Here is a 19158-nt window from a genome sequence, read left to right on the forward strand (position 1 = left end):
CCCAATGACCCCGTCCAGAAATGCTTCCCGCCTTCACAGAGCCGGGATTACCCTCTCATTGCTGACCGCAACCCTGCTGCTTCAGGGATGCGCGCGCGACCCGATGTCGACTGGCGCCATTCCCGATGACTACAGAACGCGTCATCCGATCACCCTTTCGGAAGCGCAGCACTCGCTGGATATTCCGGTTTCTGCTGGCGACAACCGTCTGACCATCGGCATGGCTGATACCATCAAGGGGTTTGCGCAGAGCTATACTGCGGTCTCATCCGGGCTGGTGCAGATCCAGGTGCCGACGGGATCGGCCAATTCTGCCGCGGCGTCCATTCTCAAGCGCCAAATCCGATCCGTGCTGAGCAATTCTGGCATAGCGTCGAGCAAGATCGTGGAAACCCATTACCGCGCAGCGCCAACGGGCGATGCCGCACCCATTCGCCTGAGCTACATTGCCATGACGGCCATGACTGGGCAGTGTGGACAATGGCCAGAAGATCTTTCCGACAACACCTATTCCAACAAGAACTGGTACAATTTCGGCTGCGCATCGCAAAACAATCTCGCCGCGCAGGTGGCAAACCCGATGGACCTCGTCGGTCCGCGTGGCATGAGCGCAATCGATGCGGAGCGCCGCTCGGTGGTGATCGGTAACTATCGCGCAGGCAAGAACACCTCCACCGCGGACTGACATCGACGAGAACGCATGCGGCAACAGGAAAAACAATGAGCCCGGTCAATTACGATATTCAACAGGCCAATCCGCAAGAGTCCTATTCCGATGAACCCTTGCGCATGGGCGATCTGGACGGCTTGAGACCCCTGCCCCGCATCTCCATCCATGCCTTTTGCGAAAGCGAAGGCATCCAGCGGCTGATGGAGCGCCTTTCGGGCGACCGCCGCATGAACAAGGTTAGCCTGCGCGTCACCAATGGTGAAATCGAAGCGGCAGCGACGATGTTTTCATCCAGCCCGACGCCGAACCTGATCGTGCTGGAAACAGCGCGTGAACCGTCTAACCTGCTGAGTGACCTTGCCCCTCTGGCTGAGGTCTGCGACCCCACGACACGCGTTATCATCATTGGTCGCCACAACGATATTGCGCTCTACCGGGACCTCATCCGCAACGGCATTTCGGAGTATCTCGTCGCGCCGGTGACGATGCCGGACCTGCTGGCGTCGATTTCTGCCATTTTCGTTGACCCGGAAGCAGAGCCGCTTGGCCGCAACATCGCCTTCATCGGGGCTAAAGGCGGCGTCGGATCCTCCACCATCGCCCATAATTGTGCGTTTGGCATTTCCAACCTGTTTTCGACCGAAACCATTCTTGCCGATCTGGATCTGCCTTTCGGCACAGCCAATATCGACTTTGATCAGGACCCGGCTCAAGGCATTGCCGAGGCGGTCTATGCCCCGGAACGTCTGGACGAAGTGTTTCTCGACCGGTTGCTGACCAAGTGCTCCGAGCATCTTTCGCTGCTGGCCGCGCCATCGCTTCTGGACCGGCCTTATGATTTCGAACGCCTGGCCTTCCAGCCGCTGCTGGAGCTTTTGCAGCGCAGCGCGCCTGTTGCCGTTCTGGACGTTCCCCACATCTGGTCCGACTGGACGCAGACGGTGCTGGCAGACGCTGACGAGGTGGTGATTACGGCTGTGCCTGACCTCGCCAACCTCCGAAACACCAAGAACCTGCTGGATGCCCTGAAAAAACTGCGACCGAACGACAAGGTGCCGCATCTTGTGCTCAATCAGGTCGGCATGCTCAAGCGCCCGGAAATCGCCCCTGCCGATTTCTTCGAACCGTTGGAAATCGAGCCGATCGCCATCATTCCGTTTGATGTGCAGCTTTTTGGAAATGCCGCCAATAGCGGACGGATGATCAGCGAAATCGACGCGAAATCATCGATTGCCGAAACATTCTCGCAGATTTCACACATCGTTACGGGCCGTTCTGCCGCGCGCAAAGCGAAGCGAGCCGGACTTGGCAAGTTCATGGATCTTATAAAACGCAAGTGATGCACGGCTTGGCCGTGAAACATACCGGAAGACACAAATGTTCGGAAAACGTGGCAACGAAGGTCCCGCAAGGGGCGCATATAGCGGGCAGGCAGCACCATCTGCACCTGTGCCGCCTCCTGTTGCAACGGCACCACGCGCCGAGCAGGCGGACATGCTTGTCATGGCCCCACCCGCGCCACCAACCCATGCAACTCCACCCCAGGTGCGCAAGCGTGTTCGCACGGATGAATATTACCAGACAAAAGCGCAGGTGTTCTCGGCCCTGATCGACACGATCGATCTGTCGCAACTGGCAAAGCTGGACACGGAAAGCGCCCGTGAAGAAATTCGTGATATCGTCAACGACATCATCACCATCAAGAATTTTGCGATGTCGATTTCCGAGCAGGAAGAGCTGCTGGAAGACATTTGCAACGATGTACTGGGTTATGGCCCGCTGGAGCCGCTGCTGGCACGCGACGATATTGCCGACATCATGGTCAACGGGTCGGGCCAGACCTTCATCGAAGTCAACGGTAAGACCATCGAATCCGACATCCGGTTTCGCGACAATGCGCAGCTCCTGTCGATCTGCCAGCGCATCGTCAGCCAGGTTGGCCGCCGTGTGGACGAATCAAGCCCGATCTGCGACGCCCGCTTGCCCGACGGATCGCGCGTCAACGTCATTGCGCCGCCGCTCGCCATTGATGGTCCGGCACTGACGATCCGCAAATTCAAGAAGGACAAGCTGACTCTCGACCAGCTGGTACGCTTTGGTGCGATCACGCCAGAGGGTGCGGTTCTCCTGCAGATCATCGGGCGCGTGCGGTGCAACGTCGTCATTTCCGGCGGAACGGGTTCGGGGAAGACCACGCTTTTGAACTGCCTGACGAGTTATATCGACAAGACTGAGCGCGTCATTACCTGCGAAGACACAGCCGAGCTTCAGCTTCAGCAGCCGCATGTCGTGCGGCTTGAAACCCGCCCGCCCAACATTGAAGGCGAAGGCGAGATCACCATGCGTGATCTCGTCAAGAACTGCCTGCGTATGCGGCCCGAACGCATCATCGTCGGCGAAGTCCGTGGCCCTGAAGTGTTTGACCTTCTGCAGGCGATGAACACCGGCCATGATGGGTCCATGGGCACAATCCACGCCAACACGCCGCGTGAGTGCCTGAGCCGCATGGAATCCATGATTGCCATGGGTGGCTTCAGCCTTCCGGCCAAGACCGTCCGGGAAATCATCTCCTCATCCGTCGATGTCATCATTCAGGCTGCCCGTCTTCGCGATGGTTCGCGCCGCATAACGCAGGTCACCGAGGTGCTCGGCATGGAGGGTGACGTCATCATCACCCAGGATCTGATGCGCTATGAAATGGACGGCGAGGACGCCAACGGCCGTCTGATCGGTCGCCATGTTTCGACGGGAATCAGCAAGCCATATTTCTGGGATCGTGCACGCTATTTCAACGAGGAAAAGCGCCTTGCCGCCGCTCTCGACGAGATGGAAAAACAGTCTCAATAGCCAAGACCTAGAGCATTTCCGGCGAAAACGGGATCACCTGAAATGCTCTATCTATTTGTTTTCACGCAGTCCGGACGCAAAACCGCTCACGCACTTTTGCTGGACGCGCTCTAGGCGGAATGCACAATGAACATGACGGTGCTGTTGCTCGTGATCCTCGTCGCCGTTTCGGCAGGAGCGATGGCCTATGTCTTCCTGTTCCCGCAGATCGAGGTCGAAAAGAAGACGGCAAGCCGTGTGAGCCGGGTGAAGGCGGCTGAAACCGACCGCATCAAGATCAAGGCTGCGCGAGACCGCGTGCAGGAGATGAGCAAGCGCCGAAAATCGGTGCAGGACACGCTCAAGGATCTCGAAAAAAAGCAGAACGAGAAATCCAAGCACCGGCGGGATAACAGCGTCCGCGGCAAGCTCGTTCAGGCCGGTCTGTCCATATCCATCCAGAAATTCTACCTCATGGGCGGCGGGCTTGGGCTTGCCGTCTTTTTGGTATCACTTCTCTATGGCGCACCGCTGCTTCTTGCCGTTGGTGGAGGTATGGTGGGCGCGCTTGGTCTGCCGCGCTGGATCCTCGGCTTTCTGGTCAAACGCCGGCAGAACAAGTTTCTGGAAGAATTTCCCAACGCGCTTGATGTCATGTACCGCTCAATCAAGTCGGGCCTGCCGCTTAATGATTCCGTCCGGCTGATCGCGTCAGACGGGCAAGAGCCTGTGAAGACCGAGTTTCAGCGGGTTGTCGAGGCCCAGCAGGTGGGCATGACCATTCCTGAAGGCATCAACCGCATGATGTTGACCATGCCTCTGTCTGAGGTGAACTTCTTCGGTACCGTCATCACCATTCAGGCACAGGCCGGTGGCAATCTCTCGGAGGCGCTTGCCAACCTGTCCAAGGTGCTGCGTGAACGCCGTAAAATGCGGGCCAAGGTCAGCGCACTTTCCATGGAGGCCAAGGCATCGGCCGTCATCATCGGCGCGCTTCCCTTCATTGTGGGGCTCCTCGTCTACCTGACATCGCCGGACTATATCGCGGTGCTTTTCAGCGATCCGCGCGGGCACCTTATTCTCGGCGTATCCGGGTTCTGGATGCTCATCGGCGTGGTCGTCATGCGCCAAATGATCAACTTCGATATTTGAGGCGCAAGAGCAATGTCACAGGAACTGATCGCCAGCCTCGTCAACCCGCACCTCATCATCGCCCTCCTCGTCGGCGTGGCCGTCTTTGCAACATTTTATACGCTGGCACTCCCCTATTTTGAAAAAGGCGACCTGAGCAAGCGCATGAAGGCGGTTTCCACCGAGCGGGACCAGATCCGAATTCGTGAACGGGACCGCATGGCCGAGGCGGCAAAGGGTGGAAAAACGACGCTGCGCGCCAGCAACAACAAATCAGCAACGCGGATCGTCGAGCGTTTCAATCTGCGCGAAGCCTTGGTGGATGCCAATACCGTCAACAAGCTACGGGCCGCGGGCTACCGTTCCCAGAACGCATTGAACACGTTTCTAGCTGCGCGTTTCATTCTTCCCTTCATCTTTCTGCTGCTGGCTTTTCTCTGGGTCTTCGTCATGGGCAATCTGGCGACACGGCCCTTCGGCCTGCGGCTGATGGCCGTTCTTGGCTTTGGTTATCTCGGCTTCTACGCGCCCAACATTTTCGTTTCCAACCAGATGTCCAAGCGGCAGAAATCCATCAAGCGGGCCTGGCCGGATGCGCTGGATCTGATGCTGATCTGCGTGGAATCCGGTGTCTCGATGGAAGCGGCGATGCGGCGGGTTGCCGAGGAAATGGCCGACCAGTCTCCCGAACTTGCCGAAGAAATGGTGCTGACAACCGCGGAGCTTTCGTTCTTGCAGGACAGGCGCACCGCCCTTGAAAATCTCGGCATTCGCACGCAGCTGGATGGCGTGAAAAGCGTGGTGCAGGCGCTGATCCAGGCAGAGCGTTACGGCACACCGCTCGCACAGGCGTTGCGTGTGCTGGCGCAGGAAGGCCGTGACGAGCGCATGAATGAAGCGGAGAAGAAGGCGGCCGCACTGCCCCCGAAGCTAACCGTCCCGATGATTATTTTCTTTCTGCCGGTACTGATCGCCGTCATTCTCGGGCCAGCTGGCATTCGTGTCTCTGACACGTTCTAAAGAGCTATCGATAACAAAAAAGGCGGCCCACAGGCCGCCGTTTGCAATCATTAAGATGAGCTCGGCAATCAGTTCGTCGCCGTCTTCTTGTTCTTGTCGGAAAGTTGCGACCATGCGTTCTGCTGGGACAGCATGCCCCGCAGATAGGTCAGGTTTGCCTGCGCCTGCTGTGCAGAAAGCTCCTGCATGGCAATGCGTTCGGCCTCTTCGAAGCGTCCCTGAAGTCCGACGACAAGCGCAAGATTCTGCCGGATGCGGCTATCGGCACCGGGCTGGGAGGCCGCAGAGCGCATATAGGTTTCCGCCGTGCGCGGATCATTCTGAAGAACGTATGACATTCCAAGATTGGACAGAATGCTCGGATCATTGGGTTTGAGATCAAGCGCCTGACGGTATTTCGCACGCGCTTCTCCCGAACGGCCCAGTTGATCGAGAACCGCACCTTCAGCGGAGTAGAGACGCCAGTCGGGCCTGTCAGGCGTTTGCGCGCGGGTGATCGTCGAGAGTGCCTGTTCCAGCTGTCCGGCAGCCGCCTGCGCCTTACCATAGGATGCCAGAACCTCACGGTCGGATGGGTAGGCAATGGCCACCTGCTGCATGACGGCGAGAGCCTGCGTGTTCTTGCCGGTCATCATCAGCACATTGGCGTAGTTCAAGCCCGTATTGCGGTCCTTGGGGTTACGCTCATAGGACTTGCCGACGGAAGCCTCCGCCTGCCGCAGCTGGTCCATGTTCATCTGGTCATAGGAATGGGACACCGCCGGAATGGAGCCGGTGGACATGCGGTCGGGCTTGTTGGTAGCGCATCCGGCCAGCGCCAAGGCAAGGACTGCGGCGCAAACGCCGCGTACCAACAATGAATGGCGCGCTGAAAGGGAAGAAACAGCAATCACAACATTGCCCCCGGCTCTGGTTTTGATCGAAACGGGCAACGCAGCGCGATTTCTCTCGACGCAACCCTCGCTCCAGCAATAATCTGTTAACCCTAACAGAGTGTTAATTCGACGATTCCACCCCCCTTTCGAAAGCATCCTATGCCCCATTATCAATATATCGAACGCGCCACGCCTTTCACGTCCAAGGGGGGAAAAACACTGCCGGTCTTCGCGGTCACACCTGCCCATATCGAACAGGCTGCGATTGACCCGATTGCGCTGGATTGGGCACGCAAAGCAGGCTTCAAGGGCGATGCAGGCGCTATCCTTCTGGTACCATCGGCAGAGGGTGCGCTGGGTGGCGCATTGCTGGGGTTAGGAACCAACCCCTCGGAATTTCCCTTCATTACCGGCAAACTGGCGCGTGAGCTGCCGGAAGGCGAGTGGCATATTGAAACGGCACCGCTCACCGTCAACCGCCTGATGCTGGGCTTTGGTCTGGGCGCTTATCGTTTTGACAAGTACCGCACCTTGAAAAGCAGTGGCGCAAAGCTGCTCATGCCCCGCGACGCGGCAGACGCAGAGATCAAGCGCATTCTGGCGGGCGTCTATCTGGCCCGCGACCTCATCAACGTTCCGGCCAATGATATGGGGCCTGACCAGCTTGAGATCGCATTCCGCAGCCTTGCCGCGCACTACAAGGCGCAGGTCAAGGTCGTGGCCGGTGAGGACCTGCTGAAGGAAAACTTCCCTCTCATTCACGCCGTTGGCCGCGCCAGCGAAAGCGCGCCTCGCCTTCTGGACATGCGCTGGGGCAAGAAGGGCAATCCGCGCATCACGCTTGTGGGCAAGGGTGTCTGCTTCGATACTGGTGGCCTCGACATCAAACCGTCTTCTTCCATGGCGCTGATGAAAAAGGATATGGGCGGAGCTGCCAATGTGCTTGGTCTCGCCTTGATGATCATGGATGCCCGGCTGCCAATCGAGTTGCGCGTCCTCGTACCTGCGGTGGAAAACTCCATTTCCTCCAATTCCTTCCGCCCCGGCGATATCTATCAGAGCCGCAAGGGCCTAACCGTGCAGATCGACAATACCGATGCGGAAGGGCGTCTGGTGCTGGCGGATGCTCTGGCCTATGCGGATGAAGATGCGCCTGATCTGATGATCGACATGGCGACCCTAACGGGTGCTGCCCGTGTGGCGCTTGGTCCCGACGTTCCGCCCTTCTTCACCGATGACGAGGATCTGGCGCACGGCATAGCGGATGCGAGCATGGATGTTGATGACCCGTTGTGGCGCCTGCCGCTCTATATGGGCTACGACAAGGATATCCGCTCCCGCGCCGCAGACATTACCAACGCGCCCGCCGGTGGAATGGCTGGCTCCATCACCGCCGCTCTCTTCCTCAAGCGCTTCGTCACGCAGACGAAGAGCTGGGCGCATCTGGATATTTACGGCTGGTCGCTCAGCGAGCGCCCGCATTCATCCATCGGTGGCGAAGCGCAGGGCATTCGGGCGCTGTTCCATTACATCTCGCGTAACTTCGCAAAGAAGTGACGTGAACAGAAGGGGCGGGAAACCGCCCTTTTTTTAGACGCGAACGTCCTGATCCTTTCGGTCTTCCTGACCAAAGAATTTCAGGTAGCGCTGCACCTCTCCCGGTTCTCCGGTTGCCTTTTGCGGGTTATCGGAGAGCTTGACGGCCGGGCGGCCATTGGCGTCGATAACCTTGCAAACGATGGAGATCGGCTTCAGGCTTTCGATGGTGTTGGGCGCGCAGCCTGCGAAGTCATTCGTCAGATTGGTGCCCCAGCCGAAGCTCATTCTGACGCGGCCTTCGAAGTGCTTGTAAGTGTCGATGATGGCATCGACATCCAGACCGTCGGAGAAGATCAGAAGCTTCTTCTTCGGATCACGGTCCATCTTCTGCCACCAGTCGATGATCTTCTCGCCGCCTTCGATCGGGGGCGCGCTATCGGGTCGAAAACCGGTCCAGTCCGCCACCCATTCCGGGGCATTGCGCAGGAAGGACGCCGTGCCGAACGCATCTGGCAGCACGATCAGCAGATTGCCGCCATAGAGCCGGTTCCAGTCCTTCATCACCTGATAGGGTGCGGCGGCAAGGCTCTCGTCATTCTGGGCCAGAGCAGCCACCACCATCGGCAATTCATGCGCATTGGTGCCAACGGCTTCAAGGTCTGAATCCATGGCCAGCAACACATTGCTGGTGCCGGTAAAGGCCGGGCCTATGCCTTCCTTCAAAGCTTCGACGCACCAGCGTTGCCACAGGAAGCTGTGGCGGCGGCGGGTGCCGAAATCTGAAATGCGCAGACCGGGCAGTTCACGCAGACGCTCCACCTTTGCCCACATCTTTGCTTTTGCACGGGCATAGAGAACATCGAGCGTGAAATAACCGAGCGAGCGCATGGCGCTGCGCGAACGCAATTCATTGATGATGGCAAGGGCTGGAATTTCCCACAGCGTGGTGTCCATCCAGCGACCATGAAAATTCAGCTCATACTGACCATCACGCTTGAACAGTTCATATTCCGGCAACTGATAGCTATCCAGCCAGGACAGGAATTCAGGCTCGAAAATCTGGGCCCGACCATAGAATGTATTACCGGCAAGCCAGATGCTTTCCTTCTTGGAAAGTCGCAGGCTGCGGGCGTGGTCAAGCTGCTCGCGCAGTTCCATCTCATCGATTTCATCGGCCAGCTTGACGGTTTTAGTCCGGTTGATGAGCGAGAAAGTCGCATTGACCTCTGGATAGATTTTCCAGATCATCTGCAACATCAACAGCTTGTAGAAGTCCGTATCGATCAGACTACGTACAATCGGGTCCAGCTTCCAGGCATGATTGTGAACACGGGTTGCGATATCTATCTTCGTCATTGCTGCTGAAATCCCCCGTGCCGACCAAGCCGACACCCCTTGCGCGTTACCAACGGCCTGACATCGTGATGAGCCTTATTCGCTCTCCAATCAGAGACTTATCTGAAAACAGGATCAAGTCCAGACCGGTTCAGGCAAAGACAGTTCCGTGAATGAGGGATAGCGAATGTTTCAAAAATCCACAGCTGGCGGGTTGATCCCTGGATACCAGTCTCTGGAGGTGGGAGCACGCGTGCCGGTGGCGGAACCTCCGGCTGAGCCGGTGCAGCGGTAGCCCTGAACAGGTAATCCCTGACTACCGAAAACATCCCGGTAAGCGCCATCAGGGTAACCGGACTGAACGGATGTGGAATAGCAATTATACCGCTCTTTCGGGCGGAGCGTCTTGGGGTCCTTGACGCCGGGCAGATTGGCATAGGCATCCGGCGCGGGCATGAAGCCGTTCTCGTAAACCGTCTGCGCCTGCGCAATCGTTGAAAACGAAATGACAGCTATACTCAGAACTGCGGCGCATGATGCCAATCTTGCCATATCGATGACCCGTATTAAACTGCCTGCCTTCATATAGAAGCCACCCCGGCACCGGAACAGTGCAGAAGCCAAACGTTTTCGTGAAAGTCTAGAGACGGCGGAAGGCCGTGGGCATCTGATAGAGCCAGCCGATCCGCTTGATGGCCTCATCAAGGTTCTCCCGTGATACATTCATGGTGTGGCCGTTGGCGTGGAGAAGCGTCTGTTCGTCCTCCATGATGCCGACATGGCCCTTCCAGAAGACGAGATCGCCACGGCGCAATTCATCCCGGCTGATATCAGTACCGAGCGTGCTGACCTGCATATCCGTATCGCGCAGGACCGATCTGCCAACCATCGCGGCGGATAATTGCACCAGACCGGAGCAATCGATACCTAAACCGGAGCGTCCGCCCCAGAGATAGGGTGTTTCCAGAAAGCGTAGGGCGACAGACACGTAATCATCCGCTACGCATTCGTTCACAGCCATGCAGTGGGCGGCGATGATGCCTTCGCCTTTTTCGGTCATGAGATAGCGTGTTCCGCGCGTCTCTTCCTCTCCAACAACAGTGACAAGGCTACCCATGGAGAGCGCAGCGACGGGGGGCTTTCTCAGCTCTGCCTGCGGGTAGAGAAAGGTGCGGGGCGCGATGATGCGGTGGGTCGGGGCAACCGTTTCGCCGATGGCCGCTTCCGGCACATAGCCAGCATAGCCATCCGCATCGGCCTGCACCCAGGCCCAGCCATTTGCCCTGTCAAAGACACGCACCGTCTCTCCCAGCAGCAACTCGGTATCGACACCGCATTCCAGTTCAGGTTTGGGGCGAAGACCGATGACGGGAAGGTTGACGCTGGCGGGCGTGCCCGTCACGTAACGCTCCGCCTCAACCTTGCCCCGCAGTCGCTCATCGGCAAGATCGGCCCGGAAGATGTTGAGACGCCGGTCAAGGGGCATGTCCTGGGATGTCATATTGCTTTGTCCTCGGTTTACGCACGATCCAATGATCGCCACCCTATATCGCGCGTGCCTGCGCGATAACTAGGTCTCCGAATTTTTCCAGATAGAGCGCACCAGTGACAGTGCGCTTGATGATGACGTTGCGGCGGTCGCGCGGGTCGCGCTCACGCTCAACCAGACCTAGCGCGCCCATACTGTCCAAAGCACGGGTGATGACCGGCTTTGTTACACCCAGCACGGCGGCCAGACCGCGAACCGTATGGGGAGGAGGCACAAGATAGATATGTAGCAGGATTGCCATCTGCCGGGATGTCAGGTCCGGCCCGTCATCCTCGACCTGGGCCAGCACCACCCGGTGCCATAGGCTCAGCGCTTGCGATGGCGACAGTTCGAAAGACACACTCGGCTCCATTCATTGGTTCCGCAGGGGATAATAACCGGAGCATAGTCTCGCAAAACGGTGAACAAAATGAAACCGCCGACACGCATTCTGTACCCGTTTGGTACAGCGCAGTGTCGGCGGTGTCTTTGCCCGTTATCGAGCTTTTATGTCCCCTCTGGACTTGGCGATAACCATGCATGAAACGTGCCAGATGAAAAACTGCCAGTTACACGCCGAAAATCGCCTTCGAAGGGTAATCTGCTTCGGCAATTCAGCCACCGAAGCTCATTTTTTAAGCGATGCGCCATCTGAGAAGCATCGCGCACAGGTCGCTTAATGCTTGGTGCTATGTCCAGCAGCCAGCTCATGGGCTCTTTCGCGCTTGTTGTAGCGGATAGAGGACCACAGCGAGATACCAATCAGTGTCGCGCCGCCAAGACCCGTAATGACTTCGGGAATATGGACAAGGCTCTGCACATACATGATGACCGACAGGATGAGGATGGCATAAAACGCGCCATGCTCCAGATAGCGGTATTCCGCCAAGGTGCCCTTCTCAACCAGCATGATCGTCATCGAGCGGACATACATGGCGCCGATGCCAAGGCCGATGGCGATGATGAACAGGTTGGAGGTGAGCGCGAAGGCACCGATCACGCCATCGAAGGAGAAGCTTGCATCGAGCACTTCAAGATAAAGGAATGCGCCGAAACCACCCTTGGCAGCACCTTCCAGCACCTGCTGGCTGCGGTCCAGAATACCACCCAGAACTTCCACCAGAAGGAAGGTCAGGAGACCCCATATGGCTGAGCTGAAGAAGACATTTGCTGCTTCCGGCCCGAGCTTCGGGTCAGCGCTGCCCGCGATGATGCGCGAGAAGACGAGCATGACGATCAGCACGAAAGCGATCTCGATGCCCTTGATCGACGAATAGGTTGCAATCTTCTCTTCGAACCAGCGCACCCAGTGCACGTCTTTTTCGTGATCGAAGAAGAAGCTGAGGCCCACCATCATCAGGAACGTGCCACCGAAGGCAGCGATCGGCAGATGCGCGTCCTTCATGATCTGCGCGTAACGATCCGGCTCTGTTGCCGCCATGACCATGGCCGTCCAAGGACCGACATTAGCAGCAATGACGACGATGAGCAGCGGGAAGACGATACGCATGCCGAAGACGGCAATGAGAATGCCCCATGTCAGAAAGCGATGCTGCCATTCCGGCGTCATGTCTTTCAGCTTGTTGGCATTGACGATGGCGTTATCGAAGGACAGAGAGATTTCGAGAACAGCCAGAACCGCACAAATGAAGAAGATCGTGGCGGTACCGCTGACGGTACCTGTCATCTGCCAGCCGAGGTAGCCACCCAGAATGAGGCCGACAACGGTGACAATAAAGGCCCACTTGAAGTAGGTCAGTGTGGATTTTGTGCTTGTGGTCATTACAGCGCTCCCAGCAACGATGTGCGAACAGGAAAACGCGGCGCAGACGTGACAGAAAGCGCACGCACAGAATGCATGGTCAGATTTTTCATGGGTTACAATCCGCCGGCGTAATAAGCAGGCGGTACCGACATCACGAGAGCGCCGTAAAACTCTCGCCAGAGGGGCCCGGCACCTAAGTTCATCTCCCAAAGCCCGATGTCAGGGCGCTGGTAATATATTTGTAGTCTCGCAACTCGCCTGCTTCGTCAAGCTCAAAGTTGTGTTCGCAACGGTTTCGACTGATTTTGACCTGAGGCGACCTCCATTTGCAAACCATGGTTGCGCGATGCCATGTCATCATACGATTCTATAAAGTGGTACTATTTGTTTCTTGAACCGACAGTCCGGTTGCGGTAGATAGCGCAGAGCCGATACCAATGGATGGGAGATCCCGGATGACCGTTTCCTTCGACCTGACCGACAAGACAGCTATCGTCACCGGGGCCAATACGGGACTGGGACAGGGCATCGCCCTTGCTCTGGCCGGCGCAGGGGCAACAACTGTCCTTGTCGGGCGCTCTTCGATGGCGGAAACGGAAGATGCGATCGCCGCCATCGGCGGGAAAAGCCACAGCATCAAGGCCGACCTTTCCAGCATTGCCCCTGTCGACGCGATCATGGAAGAAACGGTGCGCCATTGCGGCGGTGCCGATATCCTCGTCAACAATGCGGGCATCATCAAACGCGCTGACTCCCTCGACTTTACCGAGGCTGACTGGGACGCGGTGATGGATGTCAATCTGAAGACGGTGTTCTTCCTCAGCCAGGCATTTGCCCGCCACCTCGTGGGGCAGGGCAAGTCGGGCAAGATCATCAATATCGCGTCGCTTCTGTCGTTCCAGGGCGGAATTCGCATCCCATCCTACACCGCTTCTAAGAGCGGACTTGCGGGCCTGACGCGTCTTCTGGCCTGCGAATGGGCGGGCAAAGGCATCAACGTCAACGCCATCGCGCCCGGCTATTTCGACACCAACAACACCGAAGCCTTGCGCAACGATCCAGACCGCAATGCAGCGATTCTCGCGCGCATTCCCGCTGGGCATTGGGGCAAGCCGGAAGAGATCGGCGGCGCGGCCGTGTTTCTCGCTTCAGCCGCATCAAACTATGTCCACGGCACGGTTCTGCCCGTGGATGGTGGCTGGATGGCGCGCTAAGCGCCGAAACCTTCAAACGATGTCGTCGAGGGGCGGGTTTGCCGCTCTCGCCTGTCGGCGCTTGAGCGCGTTCTCGCGGAAAAAAATGTAGAGGCCTGACAAGACGATCAGGCCCGCACCGATGACGATACTGGTCTGGGGCACATCGCCAAAAATCATCCAACCAAACACCACTGCCCAGAGCAGCAATGTATATTGCAGCGGCGCGACCGTTGCGGCATCGGCGAGCTTTAGGGCGCGATTGACCAGAACATGCGCCGTCATGGCGACGATACCCAAAAGCCCGAGAAGCGAGAGATCAAAGCCTGATTTTAGTGGCACCCAGCCCGATGGCGCAATGGCCAGTGCCACCGCGCCCGCAAGCCCTGCACCCACGACCTGCCAGAAGGCCAGAACCGTATCCGGCGTGTTTCGCAGCTGTCGTCCCGATAGCATCATGAAGGCGAAGGCCGCACTTCCGAGGATCGAGAACAAGGCGGCAGAGGTCAGGGATGCCGAACTTGGCTGGAGCGCGATTAGGACGCCGACAAAACCGACGCCAATCGCGGTCCATCTGCGCCAGCCGACTTTCTCTCCCAGCAGAAATGGCGACAGCGCCGCAACATAGATGGGAGCGGCCAGCCAATAGGTCATGACATCGGCCAGGGGCAGTGCTGTCACGGCGAAGTAGAAGCAGAAGAGCTCGGCGGTGGAGAAAAACACTCTGGCCGCCTGAAGCGCGGGTCGCTCGACACGCCACAGCTTTGTCATCCCCGACCGCAAAAGAATAAACAGCAAGACAATGATGGCAGCACCGCTGCGCACCAGCACGACTTGCCCCAGACTGTAGGTCGAGACCAGCCACTTGCCCATGGCGTCGTTCAGCGCAAACAAAAGCATGCCGAGCAGCATGACGGCCACGCCCATGCCGGTGGGCGAAAGCTGGCGGAAGAATTTTGGCATCGTGATCTCGAACTCCCTGGATGCCCATGACTCAGCGAGCCACGGCATCAAGTCAAGCCCGGCAGAACCGTGTATGAGCGTATCGGCTGTTTCTACACGGACAAAAGCTGCGCCATCGTCAGCCGGAACCGTTGCGAGATGGTTTCGCGCAGAACATGGCGGCCATTGCGCACGACCGAGCGGCCATTGATCCAGACCTGATCCGGCTTCACAAGATTGCCGAAGATCCAGCCGTCCAGCAGATGGTCGCCCTCCAGATAGGGAGCGTTATCGAGATTCAGCGACACGAAATCTGCCGTATGGCCCTGCCGGATGCCGGATCCTGCACCGAGTGCCTGTGCGCCACCGTTCAAAGCCGCATCAAACAGGGTGCGCCCCGTGGAGCCGTTTGCGGGCGCAATCACATTGCGGGCACGCTGCGCCAGCCTTTGAGAATATTCCAGTTGGCGCAATTCATCGGCAACACCGATGAGCACATTGCTATCGGATCCAACTCCGAACGCACCGCCAGCGGCGAGAAACTCCGGCGCTGGAAATGTGCCATCACCCAGATTGGCTTCAGTAATGGGACAAAGACCCGCGACAACACCTGCTCTTGCAACTGCAGCCGTTTCCTCTGACGTCATATGGGTGGCGTGGATGAGGCACCAGCGCTCCGTCACATCAGCATGGTCCAGCAGCCACTGCACCGGGCGCTCACCAGACCACGCGATGCAGTCTTCCACTTCCTTGACCTGCTCGGCAATATGAATGTGCAGGGGCGCGTCAGGCGCAAGCTGCGCTGCGATTGCCAGTTGCTCTGGCGTCACCGCCCGCAAACTGTGGGGCGCAAGCCCGACGACGCTATTTGGCAGGGCGGATGCCGCCTTCTGGCAGCCCTCGAACAGACGCGCAAAGTCATCGGTGGAATTGATGAAGCGGCGCTGAACCTCCAGAGGCTCCTGCCCGCCAAAGCCGGCATGGGCGTAGAGCACGGGAAGCAGCGTCAGTGCCATGCCGGTCTGAGCAGCAGCGCTCGCTATACGCTCAGCAAGCTCGGCGATATTGGCATAGTGCCCGCCATCCGTATCGTGGTGGAGGTAATGAAATTCGCCGACGCGACCGAAGCCCGCCTCGAGCATTTCCATGTAAAGCTGTGCGGCGACCGCTTCCATCTGGTCCGGCGTCATCGTCAGGGCGAAGCGGTACATCAGCGTGCGCCAGCTCCAGAAACTATCCTGCGTGGGACCGCGCGTTTCCACCATGCCCGCCATGGACCGTTGAAAAGCATGGCTGTGCAGGTTCGGCATGGCAGGGACGATGACCTTCACCCGCTCATCACCGGCAGCCGCCTCCACGCCACTTTCAACAGAGGCAATCCGCCCTTCCTCGATTTTCAGGCGGATACTCCTGGCCCAACCGTCTGACAGGAAAGCGGTTTCAGCATGAAGGTACATGTCGGCTCCTCATTTTCAACTGACGGCTCTTGCCTCGCAACCTATTATGTATATACATATTAAACATATGGGAAGGGAAAATTGAGCATGACTGGCACCTTCATTCCAGACCAGACCACCGATCAGACCGCAATTTCTCTCTGGCGCAACGCCCGGATTGCAACGCTTGCACCAATGTCTCAAGGCCTTGGAATTGTCGAAAAAGGAGCCATCGCCGTGCGCAACGGGCGTATCCTGTTTGCGGGTCCCGAGGCGGAGCTGCCGCAAGACTATGCAAGCGCCGCCCGTGTGTTTGATTGCGATGAACGCTGGATCACCCCTGCCCTGATCGATTGCCACACCCATCTCGTTTTTGGCGGCAACCGCGCCATGGAGTTCGAGATGCGGTTGAATGGCGCAAGCTATGAAGAAATCTCAAGAGCAGGCGGCGGCATCGTTTCTTCAGTGCGCGATACGCGGGCCTTATCGCAGGATGAGCTGGTTGCGCAGGCGCTGCCGCGACTGGATGCGCTTCTGGCCGAAGGCGTTTCAACCATAGAGATTAAATCCGGTTACGGGCTGGATATCGAAACCGAACTGAAGATGCTGCGCGTGGCGCGCGAACTCGGTGCGTTGCGGCCGGTGCGTATTCTCACCACCTACCTTGCAGCCCACGCAACCCCGGCTGACTATAAAGGCCGCAACGCAGATTACATCGCCGATGTCGTTCTACCCGGAATGGAGCGCGGACATACCGAAGGGCTGATCGATGCTGTCGATGGTTTTTGCGAAGGCATCGCATTTTCCGTCGAGGATATGCGCATTGTCTTCGCAAAAGCCGTCTCGCTCGGTCTGCCGCTCAAGCTGCATGCCGAACAGCTTTCCAATCTCGGTGGGTCGCAACTGGCTGCATCCTATGGCGCGCTTTCCGCCGATCATCTGGAATATCTGGATCAAGCGGGAGCCGTGGCCCTTGCCAAAGCCGGGACGGTTGCCGTGCTTTTGCCCGGCGCATTCTACACATTGCGCGAAACGAAGCTGCCGCCGGTTCAGGCCCTGCGGGATGCAGGTGCAGATATGGCGCTTGCCACCGATTGCAACCCCGGCACCTCTCCGCTGACCTCGCTGCTGTTGACCATGAATATGGGCGCGACATTGTTCCGGCTGACGGTTGAGGAATGCCTCACAGCCACCACGCGCAATGCGGCCAAGGCGCTCGGTCTTTCCGGCGAAACCGGAACGCTGCAAACCGGAAAATCAGCCGATTTTGCCATCTGGAACATCGAGCGGCCTGCCGAGCTTGTCTACCGCACCGGGTTCAACCCGCTTCATGCCCGTATTTTCAAGGGACGGATCACATCATGACCATCACTCTCCACCCCGGCTCCGTGCAGCTTGCGGATCTCGCCAATATCTACTGGAACAACGGTTCGGCAAAGCTTGATCCGTCTTTCGATGCCGGCATCGAAAAAGCTGCAAGACGCATAGCGGAAATCGCCGCGGGCAACGCCCCGGTCTATGGCATCAATACAGGCTTCGGCAAACTGGCCTCGATCAAGATCGATGCGGCGGATGTCGCCACGCTCCAGCGCAATCTCATCCTCTCCCATTGCTGCGGCGTGGGTGCGGCCCTGCCGGAAAATATCGTGCGCCTCATCATGGCGCTGAAGCTGATTTCGCTCGGTCGCGGTGCATCCGGCGTGCGGCTGGAACTGGTGCGTTTGATTGAAGCGATGTTGGAAAAAGGCGTCATCCCCGCCATACCGGAAAAAGGCTCGGTCGGCGCATCGGGAGACCTTGCACCGCTCGCGCATATGGCAGCTGTCATGATGGGTGAAGGCGAAGCATTTTATGAGGGTGCGTTAATGCCAGCAGAGGACGCGCTCGCAAAAGCTGGTCTGACGCCTGTCGTGCTGGCCGCGAAAGAGGGTCTGGCGCTCATCAATGGCACGCAGACCTCCACGGCGCTTGCACTGGCAGGCCTGTTCCGCACCCACCGGGCAGCGCAGGCAGCGCTGATAACAGGCGCGCTCTCCACCGATGCGGCCATGGGCTCATCTGCGCCATTCCATCCTGATATTCACACATTGCGTGGCCACAAGGGACAGATCGATGCGGGGGCCGCCCTTCGCAATCTGCTTGACGGTTCCGAGATCCGCGTCAGCCATATCGAGGGCGATGAGCGTGTGCAGGATCCCTATTGCATCCGGTGCCAGCCGCAGGTGGATGGTGCCTGCCTCGACCTTCTGCGTCACGTCGCCCAAACCTTGCAGATCGAGGCCAATGCAGTCACCGACAACCCGCTGGTGCTTTCGGATAACTCCGTTGTGTCCGGCGGCAATTTCCACGCAGAGCCCGTCGCCTTCGCGGCAGACCAGACAGCGCTTGCCATCTGCGAGATCGGCGCGATTGCCCAACGCCGTATCGCATTGCTTGTGGACCCGGCGCTGTCTTACGGTCTGCCTGCTTTCCTTTCGAAAAAGCCGGGTCTTAATTCCGGCCTGATGATTGCCGAAGTGACATCGGCAGCCCTGATGAGCGAAAACAAGCAGATGTCGCACCCGGCATCGGTCGATTCCACGCCCACCTCTGCCAATCAGGAAGACCATGTTTCGATGGCTTGCCACGGCGCGCGACGCCTGCTGGCGATGACGGAAAACCTGTTTGCCATTCTGGGCATCGAAGCCCTGTCCGCCGTTCAGGGCGTGGAACTGCGCGGACCGCTGAAGACCAGCCCGGAGCTGCAAAAAGCGATGGCTGTGCTGCGCGGCGTCATCCCCTCACTAGATAATGACCGTTACATGGCTCCCGATCTGAAGGCCGCATCGGAATTGATCGCGTCAGGCGCACTGATTTCGGTCATTTCAGACGGAATCCTGCCGAATCTGGAGGTGTGAG

17 protein-coding genes are annotated in these 19158 nt (G+C 58.2%); 9 read left to right on the top strand and 8 right to left on the bottom strand.

Annotated features, from left to right (window positions below):
• The first annotated feature begins 4 nt into the window (after nt 1–4).
• The 5 genes from IFT53_RS04060 (at nt 5) to IFT53_RS04080 (ending at nt 5647) form a co-directional block, all read left to right on the top strand.
• Complete coding sequence (locus IFT53_RS04060) at nt 5–685, top strand: CpaD family pilus assembly protein (RefSeq protein ID WP_192063245.1); 681 nt, start codon at nt 5–7, stop codon at nt 683–685.
• A 35-nt stretch (nt 686–720) separates the two neighbouring features.
• Nucleotides 721–2010: an AAA family ATPase gene (locus tag IFT53_RS04065; RefSeq protein ID WP_192063244.1), complete on the top strand. Its 1290-nt coding sequence runs from the start codon at nt 721–723 to the stop codon at nt 2008–2010.
• 37 nt (nt 2011–2047) lie between these two features.
• On the top strand, nt 2048–3517 hold the full coding sequence (locus IFT53_RS04070) for a CpaF family protein (protein ID WP_192063243.1): 1470 nt from the start codon (nt 2048–2050) through the stop codon (nt 3515–3517).
• 126 nt (nt 3518–3643) lie between these two features.
• Nucleotides 3644–4648 (top strand): type II secretion system F family protein, encoded by a 1005-nt coding sequence (locus IFT53_RS04075; protein WP_192063242.1) that lies wholly within the window; start codon nt 3644–3646, stop codon nt 4646–4648.
• A gap of 12 nt (nt 4649–4660) precedes the next feature.
• Nucleotides 4661–5647, top strand: a complete 987-nt coding sequence (locus IFT53_RS04080) for a type II secretion system F family protein (protein ID WP_042616294.1) — start codon at nt 4661–4663, stop codon at nt 5645–5647.
• Between the two features lie 68 nt (nt 5648–5715).
• Here IFT53_RS04080 and IFT53_RS04085 read toward each other — a convergent pair whose 3' ends face one another.
• Nucleotides 5716–6429, bottom strand: a complete 714-nt coding sequence (locus IFT53_RS04085; RefSeq protein WP_192063827.1) for a tetratricopeptide repeat protein — start codon at nt 6427–6429, stop codon at nt 5716–5718.
• A 252-nt stretch (nt 6430–6681) separates the two neighbouring features.
• Here IFT53_RS04085 and IFT53_RS04090 point away from each other — a divergent pair, with 252 nt between their 5' ends.
• Complete coding sequence (locus tag IFT53_RS04090; protein WP_192063241.1) at nt 6682–8079, top strand: leucyl aminopeptidase family protein; 1398 nt, start codon at nt 6682–6684, stop codon at nt 8077–8079.
• A gap of 33 nt (nt 8080–8112) precedes the next feature.
• Here the strand turns inward: IFT53_RS04090 and pncB are convergent, their stop codons facing one another.
• The 5 genes from pncB to IFT53_RS04115 all read right to left on the bottom strand — a co-directional run bounded on the left by pncB (nt 8113) and on the right by IFT53_RS04115 (nt 12707).
• Nucleotides 8113–9417, bottom strand: coding sequence for a nicotinate phosphoribosyltransferase (pncB, locus tag IFT53_RS04095; RefSeq protein WP_042616292.1), 1305 nt, complete (start codon nt 9415–9417; stop codon nt 8113–8115).
• 171 nt (nt 9418–9588) lie between these two features.
• Entirely contained in the window at nt 9589–9948 is a 360-nt protein-coding gene (locus IFT53_RS04100) for a hypothetical protein (RefSeq protein ID WP_192063240.1), read from the bottom strand.
• An 88-nt stretch (nt 9949–10036) separates the two neighbouring features.
• Entirely contained in the window at nt 10037–10882 is an 846-nt protein-coding gene (locus tag IFT53_RS04105) for a C40 family peptidase (RefSeq protein WP_192063826.1), read from the bottom strand.
• A 58-nt stretch (nt 10883–10940) separates the two neighbouring features.
• Complete coding sequence (locus IFT53_RS04110) at nt 10941–11285, bottom strand: MarR family transcriptional regulator (protein WP_192063239.1); 345 nt, start codon at nt 11283–11285, stop codon at nt 10941–10943.
• 315 nt (nt 11286–11600) lie between these two features.
• Nucleotides 11601–12707 (bottom strand): DUF475 domain-containing protein, encoded by a 1107-nt coding sequence (locus tag IFT53_RS04115; protein WP_192063238.1) that lies wholly within the window; start codon nt 12705–12707, stop codon nt 11601–11603.
• A gap of 437 nt (nt 12708–13144) precedes the next feature.
• On the opposite strand from IFT53_RS04115, the gene kduD reads away from it, so the two are divergent.
• A complete protein-coding gene (gene kduD / locus IFT53_RS04120; RefSeq protein WP_192063237.1) occupies nt 13145–13903 on the top strand; it encodes a 2-dehydro-3-deoxy-D-gluconate 5-dehydrogenase KduD in 759 nt (252 codons plus the stop codon).
• Nucleotides 13904–13915: 12 nt separating this feature from the next.
• Here the strand turns inward: kduD and IFT53_RS04125 are convergent, their stop codons facing one another.
• A complete protein-coding gene (locus IFT53_RS04125) occupies nt 13916–14845 on the bottom strand; it encodes a DMT family transporter (RefSeq protein ID WP_192063236.1) in 930 nt (309 codons plus the stop codon).
• A gap of 92 nt (nt 14846–14937) precedes the next feature.
• Nucleotides 14938–16281, bottom strand: coding sequence for a formimidoylglutamate deiminase (locus tag IFT53_RS04130; protein ID WP_192063235.1), 1344 nt, complete (start codon nt 16279–16281; stop codon nt 14938–14940).
• A gap of 87 nt (nt 16282–16368) precedes the next feature.
• Here IFT53_RS04130 and hutI point away from each other — a divergent pair, with 87 nt between their 5' ends.
• Nucleotides 16369–17625: an imidazolonepropionase gene (gene hutI / locus IFT53_RS04135; protein WP_192063234.1), complete on the top strand. Its 1257-nt coding sequence runs from the start codon at nt 16369–16371 to the stop codon at nt 17623–17625.
• On the top strand, nt 17622–19157 hold the full coding sequence (gene hutH, locus IFT53_RS04140) for a histidine ammonia-lyase (RefSeq protein WP_192063233.1): 1536 nt from the start codon (nt 17622–17624) through the stop codon (nt 19155–19157). The genes hutI and hutH overlap by 4 nt, the downstream gene beginning before the upstream one ends.
• Nucleotide 19158 lies beyond the last annotated feature (1 nt).

Origin of the sequence: Rhizobium sp. CFBP 13644, assembly GCF_014842165.1 — a bacterium.
GTDB classification, from domain to species: domain Bacteria; phylum Pseudomonadota; class Alphaproteobacteria; order Rhizobiales; family Rhizobiaceae; genus Agrobacterium; species Agrobacterium tumefaciens_C.